The organism is Seonamhaeicola sp. ABD4_340, from assembly GCF_056312135.1.
In genome coordinates this window covers 2,621,525-2,636,476 of sequence record NZ_CM149981.1, presented here as the reverse complement: position 1 = coordinate 2,636,476, position 14,952 = coordinate 2,621,525, and the positions used below count along the sequence as shown (strand labels likewise).

Annotated in this window: 18 protein-coding genes; all 18 read left to right on the top strand. The window is 31.0% G+C overall.

The genetic code is table 11. The annotated features are described in order from the left end of the window. Positions 1 to 150 precede the first annotated feature (150 nt). The 18 genes from ACYX4H_RS11370 to ACYX4H_RS11285 all read left to right on the top strand — a co-directional run bounded on the left by ACYX4H_RS11370 (position 151) and on the right by ACYX4H_RS11285 (position 14,859). Entirely contained in the window at positions 151 to 753 is a 603-nt protein-coding gene (locus ACYX4H_RS11370; protein ID WP_476236373.1) for a hypothetical protein, read from the top strand. A 172-nt stretch (positions 754 to 925) separates the two neighbouring features. Next, positions 926 to 1,390: a hypothetical protein gene (locus ACYX4H_RS11365; RefSeq protein ID WP_370228095.1), complete on the top strand. Its 465-nt coding sequence runs from the start codon at positions 926 to 928 to the stop codon at positions 1,388 to 1,390. Positions 1,391 to 1,553: 163 nt separating this feature from the next. Then, positions 1,554 to 2,441: a hypothetical protein gene (locus ACYX4H_RS11360; protein WP_476236371.1), complete on the top strand. Its 888-nt coding sequence runs from the start codon at positions 1,554 to 1,556 to the stop codon at positions 2,439 to 2,441. Positions 2,442 to 2,594: 153 nt separating this feature from the next. Beyond that, positions 2,595 to 3,107, top strand: a complete 513-nt coding sequence (locus ACYX4H_RS11355) for an SMI1/KNR4 family protein (RefSeq protein ID WP_027880806.1) — start codon at positions 2,595 to 2,597, stop codon at positions 3,105 to 3,107. A gap of 159 nt (positions 3,108 to 3,266) precedes the next feature. Then, positions 3,267 to 3,896: a hypothetical protein gene (locus ACYX4H_RS11350; protein WP_476236370.1), complete on the top strand. Its 630-nt coding sequence runs from the start codon at positions 3,267 to 3,269 to the stop codon at positions 3,894 to 3,896. A 227-nt stretch (positions 3,897 to 4,123) separates the two neighbouring features. Further along, positions 4,124 to 4,315 (top strand): hypothetical protein, encoded by a 192-nt coding sequence (locus tag ACYX4H_RS11345; RefSeq protein WP_476236369.1) that lies wholly within the window; start codon positions 4,124 to 4,126, stop codon positions 4,313 to 4,315. Between the two features lie 386 nt (positions 4,316 to 4,701). Beyond that, entirely contained in the window at positions 4,702 to 5,328 is a 627-nt protein-coding gene (locus ACYX4H_RS11340) for a hypothetical protein (RefSeq protein ID WP_476236368.1), read from the top strand. Between the two features lie 144 nt (positions 5,329 to 5,472). Next, the gene (locus tag ACYX4H_RS11335; protein ID WP_476236367.1) at positions 5,473 to 5,850 is read left to right on the top strand and encodes a hypothetical protein; all 378 of its coding nucleotides are present in this window, start codon (positions 5,473 to 5,475) and stop codon (positions 5,848 to 5,850) included. Between the two features lie 631 nt (positions 5,851 to 6,481). Beyond that, positions 6,482 to 7,255: a hypothetical protein gene (locus tag ACYX4H_RS11330; RefSeq protein ID WP_476236365.1), complete on the top strand. Its 774-nt coding sequence runs from the start codon at positions 6,482 to 6,484 to the stop codon at positions 7,253 to 7,255. A 654-nt stretch (positions 7,256 to 7,909) separates the two neighbouring features. Next, on the top strand, positions 7,910 to 8,467 hold the full coding sequence (locus ACYX4H_RS11325) for a hypothetical protein (RefSeq protein WP_476236364.1): 558 nt from the start codon (positions 7,910 to 7,912) through the stop codon (positions 8,465 to 8,467). A gap of 165 nt (positions 8,468 to 8,632) precedes the next feature. After that, positions 8,633 to 9,787, top strand: coding sequence for a DUF3800 domain-containing protein (locus ACYX4H_RS11320; RefSeq protein ID WP_476236363.1), 1,155 nt, complete (start codon positions 8,633 to 8,635; stop codon positions 9,785 to 9,787). A 284-nt stretch (positions 9,788 to 10,071) separates the two neighbouring features. Then, positions 10,072 to 10,221, top strand: coding sequence for a hypothetical protein (locus tag ACYX4H_RS11315; RefSeq protein ID WP_476236361.1), 150 nt, complete (start codon positions 10,072 to 10,074; stop codon positions 10,219 to 10,221). Then, positions 10,205 to 10,507 carry a type II toxin-antitoxin system RelE/ParE family toxin gene (locus ACYX4H_RS11310; protein ID WP_475296964.1) on the top strand — a complete coding sequence of 101 codons (303 nt, stop codon included), beginning with the start codon at positions 10,205 to 10,207 and terminating at the stop codon, positions 10,505 to 10,507. Before ACYX4H_RS11315 ends, ACYX4H_RS11310 begins: the two co-directional genes overlap by 17 nt. A gap of 143 nt (positions 10,508 to 10,650) precedes the next feature. Then, complete coding sequence (locus tag ACYX4H_RS11305) at positions 10,651 to 11,517, top strand: hypothetical protein (protein ID WP_476236360.1); 867 nt, start codon at positions 10,651 to 10,653, stop codon at positions 11,515 to 11,517. A 156-nt stretch (positions 11,518 to 11,673) separates the two neighbouring features. Further along, on the top strand, positions 11,674 to 12,327 hold the full coding sequence (locus ACYX4H_RS11300) for a hypothetical protein (RefSeq protein WP_476236358.1): 654 nt from the start codon (positions 11,674 to 11,676) through the stop codon (positions 12,325 to 12,327). A 265-nt stretch (positions 12,328 to 12,592) separates the two neighbouring features. After that, on the top strand, positions 12,593 to 13,387 hold the full coding sequence (locus ACYX4H_RS11295; RefSeq protein ID WP_085765556.1) for a cation efflux transmembrane domain-containing protein: 795 nt from the start codon (positions 12,593 to 12,595) through the stop codon (positions 13,385 to 13,387). Positions 13,388 to 13,539: 152 nt separating this feature from the next. Continuing rightward, a complete protein-coding gene (locus ACYX4H_RS11290; RefSeq protein ID WP_476236352.1) occupies positions 13,540 to 14,118 on the top strand; it encodes a hypothetical protein in 579 nt (192 codons plus the stop codon). A gap of 159 nt (positions 14,119 to 14,277) precedes the next feature. Next, the gene (locus ACYX4H_RS11285; RefSeq protein WP_476236345.1) at positions 14,278 to 14,859 is read left to right on the top strand and encodes a hypothetical protein; all 582 of its coding nucleotides are present in this window, start codon (positions 14,278 to 14,280) and stop codon (positions 14,857 to 14,859) included. Positions 14,860 to 14,952: the final 93 nt, after the last annotated feature.

Here is a 14,952-nt window from a genome sequence, read left to right as displayed (position 1 = left end):
ACCGTATAAAATTAATTGCTAGTTGTTTCCTTATTTGGAAACTAATCGCGTGCTTCTTTTGTATTGCTTATTTTTAAAGTTAATATTTAGTTCACGCAACTAATCTTATACAAACACGTTGTAAGTAATTTAAGAAAACCCAGAATACGAATGTATAAAACTAACCTATTTACAATAATCTTAACTTTATTCATAAGTGGATTAATATATTCTCAAAACGAAAAATCAATTGATGAATTTAGAAATAAAGGATATTTTAATATCACAAAATTTGGATACATAAATGTATCGAGTGCAAAACTAGAAACATACTCACCAATAGATGGTGTTGTTGTAACCGACTTACCTCTTGAGAAATCTAGTGCTTATAACTTACAGACAATAAACGGATATTTTATCAGTCCGTATTTCTCAACTGGATTAGGAATTGGATTGGATGGTTATCATAATCCGAATTATAATACTCTACCCATCTTTTTAGACTTTAGATTTTACCTTAATGATGACATTGCTAGTCCTTACCTATTTACTGATTATGGCACATTAGTGAAAATTGAAAACGGAACAAATAATGGAACAATTTTCAATATTGGATTTGGATATAAACTTTCGTTAAATGAAAAAAGATTAACGATAGTGACAGATATAAGTTATAGTTATAAATCAATAAGTAATGACGGCTTATCAATTAGAAAATCCGAAAGTTGGACTCAAATTAAGGGAATAATGTTAAGCCTAGGTATAATATTTTAAACAATAAAAACTACTTACAACATTGTATAAAAATAATGCGTAATTTTAATCCTAAATCAAAAGGTTAGTGCGTATTTGGTCACTCCGATTTTCCTGCGGAAAATCCTCGGACACAAAACCGCACTATTCTTATACGTAACCGTTGTAAGCAAGCTAAAAAACCGAACTCTGAATGAAATTTAAACTGATTTTTGCACTACTTCTTTTAATTACAATAAACGGATTTGGACAAAATCTGAATATGGTAATTGAAGTAAACGAAAGATTAGTTGTTGGAGAAATCGCTGGTGCATATCTGAATTTCGAAAATGCGGACGGAACGAAAAGCAGAAATCTTGTCGGATATCATCCTGGAGAATTAAGACTTCAAAAAGAAGATTGGGAAAAAATAAAAGCTGAATCGACTAAAAAAATAACTCTGACTTTTGACTACTATGCTCTTAAGGGAAAGTATTACAACAGCGTGAATTTCGGAATTGAAATGCAAAAACATCATTTTGACAAAAGCTATCTGATTTTAAGAGTTTATGATTTTAGGGAACGGAAATTTAGAAAACGATATGGATGTTTGACTGACGAAAAATACATAGCGGAATTGAATTTCCCTCAAGGTGGAATTTTAATAAGATGTCGATGAAAAAAATCCAGCTTACAACAATGTATAACCGCAATTACGGCGGATTCGACTACGTCCGAATCCACTCGGAATTGCTAACGTCAGTGCTTAACCGAAAATTATTAACTTTAATCCCGTAACTGACGGTTATACGAGACCGTTAGCATACATTTGAAAAGCAACTATGAATAATAGAGAAATATACAATATTGCAAAAGAAAATTTAGATAATTTAAATTTCACCTACAACTATAAAAATGGTGCAGATAATCCATATGAAGTTAGTGGCTTAAACAAATTAAGGAATGCAATTTTAGAATTTGAACGAATTCCATTTTTAAAAACACAGATAGAAAAACTTAAAAATGGTTTTTTATTTACGTCAACGGGTGACAAACTTTCTTTAAATGCTTCAAACCATACAGTACTTCAAGATTTTGTAAAAAATTTATTTATAGGGTTGGACTTTTTTGTAAGGCAATTTGAGTCAAATTATAGCATAGAATCAGAGACAACATTAGCTATAAAATTACCGCCTATTAAAACATTTAATGATTTATCGAAAACAGCAAATGATTTTAAAAAGGCTATTGAAATCCCATTGTTAGACTCAAAAATCGATTCAGAATTAGATATTAAAACTGCTGAACCAGGTTCAATATGGTTGATGGTAGGTGTTGGAACAACAATAGCAATAAATTTAATTGGAGGAATTGCTTGGGCAGCAGCTGTAATTAAAAGAAAGAATGCTGAAGCCAAAATATTTGAAGAACACGCCAGAACGTTGGAACTAAAAAATGACCAAATTGATTTGTATGTTAGTGCCCAAAAAACACAGTTAGAAAACATACTTCAAAATGAGGCAGAAGCTATTGCCTCAAAACATTATTCTGCTCAAGAACCTGAGACGATTGAAAGATTGAAATTATCCATATCAACTGTTGCAGACTTAATTGACAAAGGAGCTAAAATTTTACCAACATCAAAATCTGATGATATTAAACAATTATTTCCAGAATATGGCAAACTATCATTAATCGAATCTGCAATAAAAAAAATATCGGAAAATTAAAAACGTATGCTAACAATGTATAAAATTAATTGCTTGGTTCTAGCCTACTTACGAAAATCCTCGCGGATTTTCTATTCGGTTTTTATTTGCTAAATTAGTTGCTTAAACCACGCAACTAATCTTATACTAGACCGTTGTGGTTAATTTGAAAAAATGAACAGTCTACTAAAACAAATATCAGAGAAAGCGATTGATTTAGCTAATTTTGAGTTTACTCAAGAGCAGACTGAAAATAAATGGTTAGGAAGTAAACCAGCTTCGGAAAGTGAAATAAAATTGACCGAAAAAAGACTCGGAATTGAATTCCCATCCGATTTTAAAAAGTTCTTATCCATAACAAACGGATTTTCTGCACCAAATGATATCGAGCCGACTTTTGAGCCAACTAACAAAATTGACTATTTAAAGAACATTGATAGTTTTATAATCGAAGCCTACAGCATTGACGGAATTGAAAATATTGGAAAAGAACTAGAAAAAAGTATTCTTGTTGGTGGAATAAATGAAGAGCAATACTTTTTATTAATTCCATCTGACTTAACAGCAGGGAAATGGAAATACTGGAAGTTTGCAAATTGGCATCCTGCAGAAGAAGAACACGAAAATTTGGAAAGTTATTTCAAAGACGTATTGGAATTTATAAATGAACAACTTGAAACGGAATAAAAAACTAACCACAACAATGTATAAATTCAATTGCGGCTGAATTTCCTACGGAAATTCATTGCAATTTTCTATCTTTTCAGTCTCAATCGGAAAATCGTACCGATTTTCCGCAACTGAAATTTATACGCTAACGTTGTAAGCAATTTGACAAAAAACAAAATGAAAAAAATATTACTACTTATGGGAATACTATCATTTTTTGGATTTAAGAATAATTCCGCACCAAAAAATCCTTCGTTTGAGGAACAACTGGCAATATTTAAGGAATTGGGATTTGAATTAAATGCTGGAGCTGATAAATCTGATATTGAGCGTTGGGATGAGGAGGACTTTCTTGACGAACCATTTTCTTTAATGTATATGACGCTTGGACAAACAATAGAACGTGAACCTTGGACACCATTAACGAATAAATGTTGGGATTTTGACACAGAAGCTATTGAAGACCACGGCTCATATGTAGATATATTTGAAAATCTTGAACGGATTACCAGAGGTAGTTTGAAATTTGAAAACGTGAAAGATTACGTGGATATTGAGGAGGAAAAAGCTTGGGTTTCTTTTACGTTTAATGGAAAAGAATACAAATGGAATTTAAAAGTTGACAATGATTGGGTTGATACTGACTTGTTTTCTAAAATCGTAAGCTTGACAAAAAACAGTAATTCTAAAGGTCGTTACACATATTTTGATACTGGAGGACAAAACGCAGTTATCGGATTTGAAACAGCGGAAAGTTTAAAAGAAATTAAGAATAAAACTGGACTGAAAATTGTCTGGTTGAACTAAAAAAAACTGCTTACAACAATGGCTATAAGTAATTGCTTGTTCTCGTCTACTTCTGAAAATCCTCGCGGATTTTCAGTTTGGTATGTACTTGCAAGGTTAAGTGCTAACCCACGCAACTACTCATAGCCGAGACCGTTGCCATTCATTGCGGAACGTACTCTGAGTTGATAAAGCTAAATTAAAAAAGCAATGATTTAGTAATTGATTAATTTTAATTGAATTTTAATATGAATAAATTTTTTAATTTTTTGTTTTTAATAGCATTTGTTTTTTTGATTATTAATTGTTCATCTGATGATGATATTAAAAATTGTCACGAAATAGAACTTAATGATGGTGGTTTTGGTGCAACCTTGCCTTGTGAAGATCTTAAAGAAATTTTATTTGAATTGGATGGAACTATTTGTAATTGTGAATAAAGTTTTCCTTTTACATTTTAATAAAAAAACAGAAAAATCATATTTTGTAATTTCTAATATTACGTTGAATTCTCAATCAAATTTTGTATAAAACAAAGTCAGACTTTTAGCTTGTTTACTGAATAAAAACTAAACAAATCTCTGACTGACCATAGCAGTACGAAACTGTTGTGACGGACTGATTAGTGAAACGAATAAAAAAAGATTTCTGACTGACCCAAAACTATAAGAAAAAAACAACGAAATGGCAACAACGTATATAAAAAATTGCTAGTTTTAGACTCAAGTAAAGGTAGCTGTTTTGTTTGCTAGCTTCTGATTTTCCTTCGGAAAATCCTCGCACTCAAACACGCAACTTTCCATATACAAAACCGTTGTGCCTAATTATGAAAAAACGTTCGAGAAAAATATTAATAATTGGAATTGGAATATTTCTTCTCGGGCTTATTTTATATCAAATTACTTTACGTTCTCAAAACGAAAAGCTGAATTATAGAAAATACGGAATCGCACTGAACGAAAAAAGAGCTGAAATCGGACTAAAAGAATTATCTGAAAATTGGAATTACGAATATCATAATGATTTAGAACCTGTTGGCGCAACTTTGACTGACAAATTATTCAAAACTTTCACGTTTCAAAACATTGAAACTGGAATGACTTATGAAATTGATTCCACAAAAAAGGCTGATTATTTCAAAGGAAAAATAACTTGGATAAATTCAAATATTCTATTCTGGAAAAATGGAATTTCGGCAGAAATGGATTTTTATCAAAGAGAAATTGACTCGATGATTTCAGAAAATCTATATCTGACTTATTATTTTCGTGATGATAATGGAAATAAAGATTATTTCGAAGCAAATTATTCAAAATACAGATTGGACGAGTTCTATTGTGGCACACCTGCTGTAATGGAACGAGAGAAACAGCGTAAATCAGGAAAACCATATTTTGGAAATATAACTAAAAAACAAGCCGACAGTATTTTAACAAAATGGAATCAAAAATAACTAGGCACAACAATGTATAACCGCAATTACGGCGGATTCGACTACGTCCGAATCCACTCGGAATTGCTAAGGCTTGTGCTTAACCCGAAAATAATCACTAATTTAACCCGTAACTGACGGTTATACGAAACCGTTGCCCACAATATGAAAAAACTACTCAAATCAATAATTTTGCTTCTGACTTTAAGCGGTTGTGCCCAAGAAAAAAACTGTTTGGAATTTAAAACTGGAAAATTTAATTATGTTGACGAAAAACTGCCATTCGAAATTATAAGAAACGATACGTTACAAATTGAACGGAATTTAAAAACTGGAGTTGAAATCCATACTTCTGTAGAATGGAAATCAGATTGCGAATATATTTTGACTTATAAAAAAATACTGAATATTAATCGAGATGTAAGCGATGTAATCGGAAAGCAAATATTTGTGAATATTTTGGAAATTGATGGTAATAAAATTAAGGTTCAAGCGAAAAGTGATGCGATTGATGACGAACTTGAATTTATTAAAACTGAATAAAAAAATACTCACGGAGAAAATACTGTGGGCAACACCGTGTATAATTAATTGCTTTGGCAAGTGCTTATTTGGAAAATTCCTTCGGAATTTTCTCAGGTTCGTATTTGTTTGCTAAATTAGTTGCTTAACCACGCAACTAACCATACACATCAACGTTGCTTTCAATAGCGGCCGACGCTCACTCGAACTCTTTAAAAAAAATCCGATTCACAAAATACCGGTTAAAATTTGATCACTCAATTGCGACCGACTTTCAGCAAAACGCTGAAAAAAAACTGCAACCGATAATCACTCGGATTCTATAAAATTTAAAACTTTGCGCGAAAAACTACTGTTGCGGATTAAAAAAAAAAAATAAATCTGAAAGCTAAAATTAACGTTTTGGATAAAAATTTAGCCGACCAATAAATTGCCGACTAAATAACGCTGCGGATAAAATAACAGACACGCAAACTGACTCTGCTCACTCTTGTGTGCCGCTACTAAAAACAACATTGGCTAAAAATCATTGCGACTGAATTTTCTTCCGAAAATTCATTTCTTTTTACTAAATTCGTTCTACGGCGGAATAATCCTGCGGATTTTTCCGCAACGAATTTCTAGCCGTTAACCGTTGTAGTGCATTTGAAAAATGAATTTGGAATTACAAGAACATATAATTTTTAAGAGGTTTAAGTCTGAAATTGAAAAAGCTGGACTATCAATAAACCGAATTGACGAAGATGGTTTTCTATTTATTGAAAAAGACGATTTGGATTACAAAATACACTTGGAAAACTCTATCCGAGATTATGAATCTAACGAGAGTTTTCACACAGTAGATACAGTAATAAAAAGTCTGACTGAACCTGAACCCGAAATCCCTAATTGGACAGAAGCTCAAAATTACATCTATTCATCTCTTGTGCCGAACGACTCATTTGACAAGACCGATATTCTAAATCAAGAGTTCGATAGTGATTTGAGTAAAATCTTTGTTTATTACAAAACGGACTTAATACATTGGATAACAAATCATCAATTGGAAAATTGGGGAATTGATAAAAGCTTGATTTTTGAACAAGTAAACTCAAATATTAATCGAGTTTTAAACAAAACTGAATTGGAAGTTCAAAATCTTGAAGGACACAAATTGTGCTTTTTTGATACGGACTTTTTTATGAAATCAGAGTTATTATTATCAACTGATTTAAAAGCAAAAATGGAAAAGGAAATTGGATGGCCAATTTATTGTGTTTTTCCAGTAAGAGATTTCATTTATATGTTTGGGAAAAAAGATTTTGATTATTTTTCAAACCGTATCGGAAGTATAGTAATTGAGGAATATGAAAACACGCAATATCCAATTACGACTGGAATTTATGAAATTGGAGATAACGGATTTGAATTAAAAGGAAAATATTAAAAACGCACTACAACAATAGCTATAAGTAATTGCTTGTTCTCCCCTACTTCTGAAAATCCTCGCGGATTTTCAGCTTGGTGTGTACTTGCAAAGTTAAGTGCTAACCCACGCAAATACTCATAGCCGATACCGTTGCTTTCAATAGCGGCCGACGCTCACTCGAACTCTTTAAAAAAAATCCGATTCTCAAAATGCCGGTTAAAATTTGATCACTCAACTGCGACCGACTTTCAGCAAAACGCTGAAAAAAACTGCAACCGATAATCACTCGGATTCTTTAAAACTTCAAACTTTGCGCGAAAAACTACTGTTGCGGATTTTAAAAAAAATTAAATCTGAAAGCTAAAAATAACACTTTGGATAAAAAATTTAACCGACAATAAATTGCCGACTAAATAAACGCTGCGGATAAAATAACAGACACGCAAGCTGCCTCTGCTTACTCTTGTGGGCCGCTACTAAAAACAACATTGGCTAAAAATCATTGCGACTGAATTTTCTTCCGAAAATTCATTTCTTTTTACTAAATTCGTTCTATGGCGGAATAATCCTGCGGATTTTTCCGCAACGAATTTCTAGCCGTTAACCGTTGTGGTGCATTTACCAAAACGAACGCTGGAATCAAAAACTGACTAAAACTGAACTGAAACTTTAATGAATTTTTCACGACATTGTGATTTATGCGAAAACCAAATAACGAGTCTTGAAAAAGGATTGACTTGCAATTTGACCAATAAAAAACCTGATTTTAATAATACTTGCTCAAAAATTACACTTGACAAAAAATTTCAAGAGAAATTAGAAATTGCTAATCTCGAATTGGAAATAATACGTAGAAACCAAAAGTCAACACATCTGACTTTCTACAGCACCATAATTATTGGTTTTCTATTAATACTACTTGGATACTTTTTTTCTGATTGGAATATACATAGCTTATTTCTATGGTATGTGAAAATTGGAATGATTGTCGCTGGATTTTCATTTCTTGGAATTGCTTACTCTAAACTGAATAAATACAGAAGAGAAAATAAAAAAGCGGAACTGAAAAAAAACAAAATTGATGAAGTCCTTGATAAATATGGGATTTCATATCAAGAAAACTTTGATTTTAAAGAAAAAATTCACGGAACACAAGAAGTAATTGTGAACGTTGAATTTAAAAATTGGACAAAAAGACAAACAACTAATTCTTATAAATTTGACTATTAAAAATAAAAAAACGACACCACAACAATGTATAACCGCAATTACGGCGGATTCGACTGCGTCCGAATCCACTCGGAATTGCTAACGTCAGTTCTTAACCGAAAATCACTAACTTTAATCCCGTAACTGACGGTTATACGAGACCGTTGTGGCTAATTAAAACGAACCTTGGAAAAAGCTAAAATATTTATCGATGAATTTGGTAATTCCCATTTAAACCTAACTAAACAAGGAACGTTTAGTCATTTCGTATATACTTCAGTTATTTTTCCAGAATCCGAAATCGAGAAAGCAAGAGCTTTACGTAAAGAAATCTGTCTAAAATTCAGATTAGGAAAAGATATTAAATCAAATAACCTTGGAGACAAAAAATATTTTCAAAAAAGGTTAAACATACTTCAATTCTTAATAGAAAACTTAGATTTCACAATTGACGTTCTAGTTGTAGACAAAAGTAAATTAGACAAAGATGAAGGAGGTTTAAGGTTTAAAAAGGTTTTTTATAAGTATTTTCAAAAGATACTAATTAAAAAATATAATCTAATATATAATTCTTACGATATATATTTAGACAAACTTGGCTTTGATAGTTTTAGAAAAGAACTAGTTCATTTTATTGAAAATAATGCGACTCAAAGAGATCTTTTTAATCCTGACAGAACATTTCAGCTATCTGATGACAAAACAGGCGAAAAGATGGTACAATACGCAGACATCATAGCTGGTTCTTTAGGTCGTTTATTTTGTTTAAGTCATTATAACCCTGAGAGTGATAAAATATATGAAATTCTTCACACGAGAATGTCTGTAAGTTATCATCCTTATTTAAAAGTTAACAGTAATGAAGTAAAACAAACTAAATTATTAAGCAAGGAAATAAGTCTATTAAACCTTGAGTCATTAAAGAATTACCTTGAAAACTCTCAAAAAAGCGAAGATGCCTTAAAAAGAAGACTTTTAGAATATTTATACACAAACTCAAAAATTGATTCGGAAAGGCTTGTTCCTAGTTTCGAACTCATTAACTTTTTAAAAAACTTCTCAAAGACGATAACCGAAGATAAACTTCGTTTACTAATTAGAGATTTAAGATATGAAGGATTGTTTATTATCAGTCATTCTGGTAAACCTGGATATAAATTAGCTTCAAATTATTCTGACATAGAACAACATTTTAGTCATTTTATGAAATATATAATCCCAATGCTAAATAAAATTAAAGTTCTCAACCAAAATATTTCCCAACTATCATTTAATAAAATCAATCCTTTAGAAAAAGACAATCAATTTGAACGAATAAAAAAACTAATCGAACAACTATAATAACTAGCCACAACAATGTATAAAATTAATTGCTTGGTTCTAGCCTACTTACGAAAATCCTCGCGGATTTTCTATTCGGTTTTTATTTGCTAAATTAGTTGCTTAAACCACGCAACTAATCTTATACGAGACCGTTGTGCAACAGTTAAAAAAATCACGCAAACATTGAATGATAGAATTAAATTTGTAACTTTGATATTATGGATTTAAGTTTAGAAAATAAAAAAATTGAATTAATTCAATGGTTGTCAACATTAAACGACAAGTCTTTGATTGACAAACTAATGAAATTAAGAGATAAAGAAAAAACCGATTGGTGGAATGAAATTTCTGCTTCCGAAAAAGAATCTATTGAAAAAGGAATTCAAGATGCTGACAACGGAAAATTAACTTCTCACTCTAACGTGAAAGGAATTTATGAAAAGTGGTTATAAAATACTGTGGACTGACCACGCAATTTCTGAACTTAAAGAAACTATTGAATATCTTGAAAATAATTGGACTGAAAGAGAATTAAGAAAATTTGCTGCTAAATTAGATCACACAATTGAACTGATTTCAAAAATGCCTGCAATTTTCCCCGAATCAATCGAAAAAAAGAATATACGAAAAGCTGTAGTTGAAAAGCATAACAATTTATACTACAGAATCAATAAAAATACAATTGAGATTGTTTCTTTATTTTCAAATAGAAAGAATCCAAATAAGAAAAAAATATAAAACCGTTGCACAACAACGTATATAATTCATTGCTAGTGAAGGCTTACTTACGAAAATCCTCGCGGATTTTCTATTCGGTTTTTATTTGCTAAATTACGTGCTAAACCACGCAACAAACCATATACAAACACGTTAGCAAACATATGAAACGAACATTTTTACTTAACATATTATTTTTGTCTTTAATGAATTTTTCTACTGCCCAAGTTCAAAAAGTTGATAAAGACTCTATTAGTGCAGACTTAATCTATAAAACTTACTCTTTTGCATTTAACGCATATAATGCTTGTGAAAATGGAAATTTTCCAAAACTAACTTCTCAAAATGCAACCGAAACTTTTTTAAAAAAATATAATTCTCAATTAGTAGCATCTCTAAACTGTGAAAATATTAACAAAGTTTATGGTCAATTAATAAAAATAAATTTAGCCGAAATAGTAAAGGATGGTTCAAACTTGATTTTTAGATATAAACCTAAATATGAAAAAATTGACAGAGCTACAGAAATTCGGGTTTACGTTAATCAAGAAAATAAGTTTTATGGAATTATATCTAAACAATATTGGTATGCGAAACTCTACGATTGGAATGAAAAGGCACCTTTTATCAAAGTAGATTTAGATACAATCAATCAAAAACACATAGATGGAGCTTTTATTTTTGCAAGTAAAACTTACACTTGTAAAAACGATTATTTAAAGCTTTCTGAAGAAATAGCTACAAAAAGGTTGACAAAATCATTAATCGACGAAAAAATAACAAAATCGTGTATTGAAAGCAATAATAAACTTGGTAAATTGGTTGAACTAAAATTAGTTGAAGTTCTAACTGATAATGAAACAAGAATTGTTTATAGACACAAATCTAAATACTCAAAATCAAATGATATTTTTGAAATAATAGTAATTTCGAATATAGAAAATAAATTTGATGGAATAATTAGACGTAAATGGTTTGACAAATTTTATGAGATTAACCAAGAACCAAAAGAAAGTGAAAAAAAACAATAAATACGTTTGCTAACAATGTATAACCGCAATTACGGCGGATTCGACTACGTCCGAATCCACTCGGAATTGCTAACGTCTGTGCTAAACCGAAAAACTTCGTATATTTATCCGTAACTGACGGTTATACGAGACCGTTGTAGATAATTATCCAAAAATATGGAGATATCCGAATTAACATTAAAACTAATACTACTTCTAATCCCAGGAAGTCTAGCTTGTATTATATATGAAAGACTAACTATTCATAAACAATGGACGTCTTTTAAGTTTGTAACTAATGCTATTTTGTTTGGAGCAATTAGTTATTTAATTGCTGGAGTATTATTCAATGTTTGCGGAACTGATGAGAGTTTTAAATCTTTTTGGGATAATCTTCCAACGAAAGATATTCCATACAGTGTAATACTTAAATCATCTTTAATTTCAATATTTGTTGGACTTATTTCGACAGGTATAGACCATTACAAACTGATAAATAGATTTGGAAAATGGATTGGTTTGACGAACAAATATGGTGATGAGAATTTATATTCCTACTTCTTAAATGCTAAAGAAGTTGAAGAAGTATATGTCAGAGATATTGAGAATAAATTAACCTATCACGGATTTGTAAACTCATTTTCTGAAACGGATGAAATAAAAGAACTTGTATTATTGGATGTTGTTGTATATGATTACGAAACTTCAACAAAATTATACGATTTAGATAAAATATATCTTTCGAAATCAAAAGAAAATTTAATAATTGAATTACCATATAAAAATAACGAAAATGGCACAGAAGAATCCGAACAAACCGAGACCACTTAACGAAGGTCAATCTAAAGGAAACACTAGAAGTACACCAACTAGAGGTAGACAAGCACCACCTCCACCACCTCCAAAACCGAAACCTGCTCCGAAAAAATAACTATCTACAACAATGTATAAAATTAATTTGCTTGGTTCTAGCCTACTTACGAAAATCCTCGCGGATTTTCTATTCGGTTTTTATTTGCTAAATTAGTTGCTTAAACCACGCAACTAATCTTATACGAAACCGTTGTGGTTAATGTAAAAAAAACCGAGTAACTAAATGAATAAAACAATATTTGAAATTACTAAAATGGACTGTCCTTCAGAGGAAAATCTAATCCGAATGAAATTGGACGGAATTCCAAGTATTGCGAATTTGGACTTTGACATTCCCAACCGAAAACTGACCGTTTTTCACAGCGGAGAAACTGTCCAAATCGAAAAATCAGTTATCGAACTGAATTTAGGCGGAAAGAAAATCTCGACTGAACAAACCCACCAAACAGAATTTAATGAAAATGCAAACCAAAAAAAACTACTTTGGTCTGTACTTGCCATAAATTTTGCGTTTTTCATAATTGAAATGACAACAGGAATAATCTCAAAATCAATGGGATTGGTTGCCGACAGTTTAGATATGCTTGCGGACAGTTTCGTTTACGGAATTAGCTTGTTTGCGGTTGGTGGAACAGTAATAAAGAAAAAACGGATTGCCAAACTTGCTGGATATTTTCAAATAACACTTGCAATTATCGGATTTGTAGAAGTTTTAAGGAGATTTTTCGGAGACGAGAAATTACCAAACTTTTCGACAATGATTATCGTTTCAATTTTCGCACTTATTGCAAACGGAATTTGTCTTTACATTTTACAAAAGTCAAAAAGTAAGGAAGAGGCACATATGAAAGCAAGTATGATTTTCACTTCAAACGATGTGATTATAAATTTAGGAGTAATAACAGCTGGACTTTTGGTAAACTGGTTGAGTTCAAGCAAACCTGATTTGATTATCGGAACAATAGTTTTTGTTTTGGTAATTCAAGGTGCTTTTAGAATTTTAAAATTGAGTAAATAAATAAAAAAACACTAACCACAACAATGTATAACCGCAATTACGGCGGATTCAACTACGTCCGAATCCACTCGGAATTGCTAAAGTCTGTGCCAAACCGAAAAATTTGTGTACTTTAACCCGTAACTGACGGTTATACGAGACCGTTGTACATAATGAGAAAAAAACTCAATTACATATCTATTCTTTTTCTGATTTTAGTCAGTCTTTCTTGTAAATCCGAAACCCAAAAAACTGAACGGAATACGAAGTCTATACCTCAAAATAAAATAGTTTCTAAAAACTCTGACTTGAAGCAAAATGAACAAAAAAAAGATAAAAAGCCTTATGTTATTTCCGTTAATGTTAAAGCTTTTTTTCTAAACGACTTCAATCTCAGTAATCCCTTTAGTGAAAAGGTTTTGATGCAAACTCTTGGTAAACCAGATAAATTCGAAAAAAGTAACAAATACATAGATGAAACTGGCTTTCCTGATTACGATATTGAATATGGAAAAAATTATATTTTGGCAAGTTATGGTTTTGTTTCAGATGTAGATATAGAAGATTCCCTTATGAGTATAAATGGAATTAAAATCGGTGAAAGTAGACAAAAAATCGAAAAAACATTTAAGGTGAATACAGAAGGAAAAAATTATATACAATTAGTAAATGATTTAGAGGAATCAATATTTATTAAATTCGACAAAAATAACATTGTGGCGGAATTAAATTATGGCAAACTAATTTTATAAAAACACTATGTACAACAATGGCTATAAGTAATTGCTTGTTCTCGCCTACTTCTGAAAATCCTCGCGGATTTTCAGCTTGGTATGTACTTGCAAAGTTACGTGCTAAAACACGCAACTACTCATAGCCGAGACCGTTGCCAGTAATTTAAGAGACCACGAATGATTTACGGAATTTTGATAATAATTTTAATAATTGTACCAATTGGAATCGCATATTATTATGACTACAAAAAAGACCCAAAAGAATTTACTTTTTCAATTAAAACTTTAGGAAAAGGGATATTTAAAGGACTTGTGTATGTTGGTTTTCTAATAGGTTTAAACGCAATCTATGAATTAGTAATACCATTCAATAAAAATTACGGAATTGAATTTAATTCGGAACGAGAAAAACTCGGAATACCAAAAATTGGAAATACTTGGGAGAATAGAAAATATGATTCTGACCAATACAATGTTTCGTGGTGGAATGATGATAAATCTGAAAGACATTTTAAGAAAATAATCAAATACGGAATCCTAAATGCGAAATCAGAAAACGACTATTATAAAAACGAAAACAAAAAAGGAATTTATGTATGGTCGGAATATGATTTTACTAATCACAGGTTCGAATATTTTATTGAGAAGCCTAATGATAAAGTTGCTTCAGTTACAGAAAATGGAAAACTGAAATTGGAAAAACCAAGAATAGAACAGAAAATAAATAAATCGGAATTTGAAAAGTTTATATCCGAATAAAAACTACTGGCAACAATGTATAACCGCAATTACGGCGGATTCGACTACGTCCGAATCCACTCGGAATTGCTAACGTCAGTTTTAAGCCGAAAA

Bases quoted from the DNA above. Each gene is read 5' to 3' on its own strand.
- ACYX4H_RS11345 (WP_476236369.1), top strand. From the start codon at position 4,124: ATGAATAAATTTTTTAATTTTTTGTTTTTAATAGCATTTGTTTTTTTG.
- ACYX4H_RS11350 (WP_476236370.1), top strand. From the start codon at position 3,267: ATGAAAAAAATATTACTACTTATGGGAATACTATCATTTTTTGGATTT.
- ACYX4H_RS11305 (WP_476236360.1), top strand. From the start codon at position 10,651: ATGAAACGAACATTTTTACTTAACATATTATTTTTGTCTTTAATGAAT.
- ACYX4H_RS11300 (WP_476236358.1), top strand. From the start codon at position 11,674: ATGGAGATATCCGAATTAACATTAAAACTAATACTACTTCTAATCCCA.
- ACYX4H_RS11310 (WP_475296964.1), top strand. From the start codon at position 10,205: ATGAAAAGTGGTTATAAAATACTGTGGACTGACCACGCAATTTCTGAA.
- ACYX4H_RS11330 (WP_476236365.1), top strand. From the start codon at position 6,482: ATGAATTTGGAATTACAAGAACATATAATTTTTAAGAGGTTTAAGTCT.
- ACYX4H_RS11295 (WP_085765556.1), top strand. From the start codon at position 12,593: ATGAATAAAACAATATTTGAAATTACTAAAATGGACTGTCCTTCAGAG.
- ACYX4H_RS11355 (WP_027880806.1), top strand. From the start codon at position 2,595: ATGAACAGTCTACTAAAACAAATATCAGAGAAAGCGATTGATTTAGCT.
- ACYX4H_RS11365 (WP_370228095.1), top strand. From the start codon at position 926: ATGAAATTTAAACTGATTTTTGCACTACTTCTTTTAATTACAATAAAC.
- ACYX4H_RS11315 (WP_476236361.1), top strand. From the start codon at position 10,072: ATGAAATTAAGAGATAAAGAAAAAACCGATTGGTGGAATGAAATTTCT.
- ACYX4H_RS11285 (WP_476236345.1), top strand. From the start codon at position 14,278: ATGATTTACGGAATTTTGATAATAATTTTAATAATTGTACCAATTGGA.
- ACYX4H_RS11370 (WP_476236373.1), top strand. From the start codon at position 151: ATGTATAAAACTAACCTATTTACAATAATCTTAACTTTATTCATAAGT.
- ACYX4H_RS11360 (WP_476236371.1), top strand. From the start codon at position 1,554: ATGAATAATAGAGAAATATACAATATTGCAAAAGAAAATTTAGATAAT.
- ACYX4H_RS11325 (WP_476236364.1), top strand. From the start codon at position 7,910: ATGAATTTTTCACGACATTGTGATTTATGCGAAAACCAAATAACGAGT.
- ACYX4H_RS11340 (WP_476236368.1), top strand. From the start codon at position 4,702: ATGAAAAAACGTTCGAGAAAAATATTAATAATTGGAATTGGAATATTT.
- ACYX4H_RS11290 (WP_476236352.1), top strand. From the start codon at position 13,540: ATGAGAAAAAAACTCAATTACATATCTATTCTTTTTCTGATTTTAGTC.
- ACYX4H_RS11335 (WP_476236367.1), top strand. From the start codon at position 5,473: ATGAAAAAACTACTCAAATCAATAATTTTGCTTCTGACTTTAAGCGGT.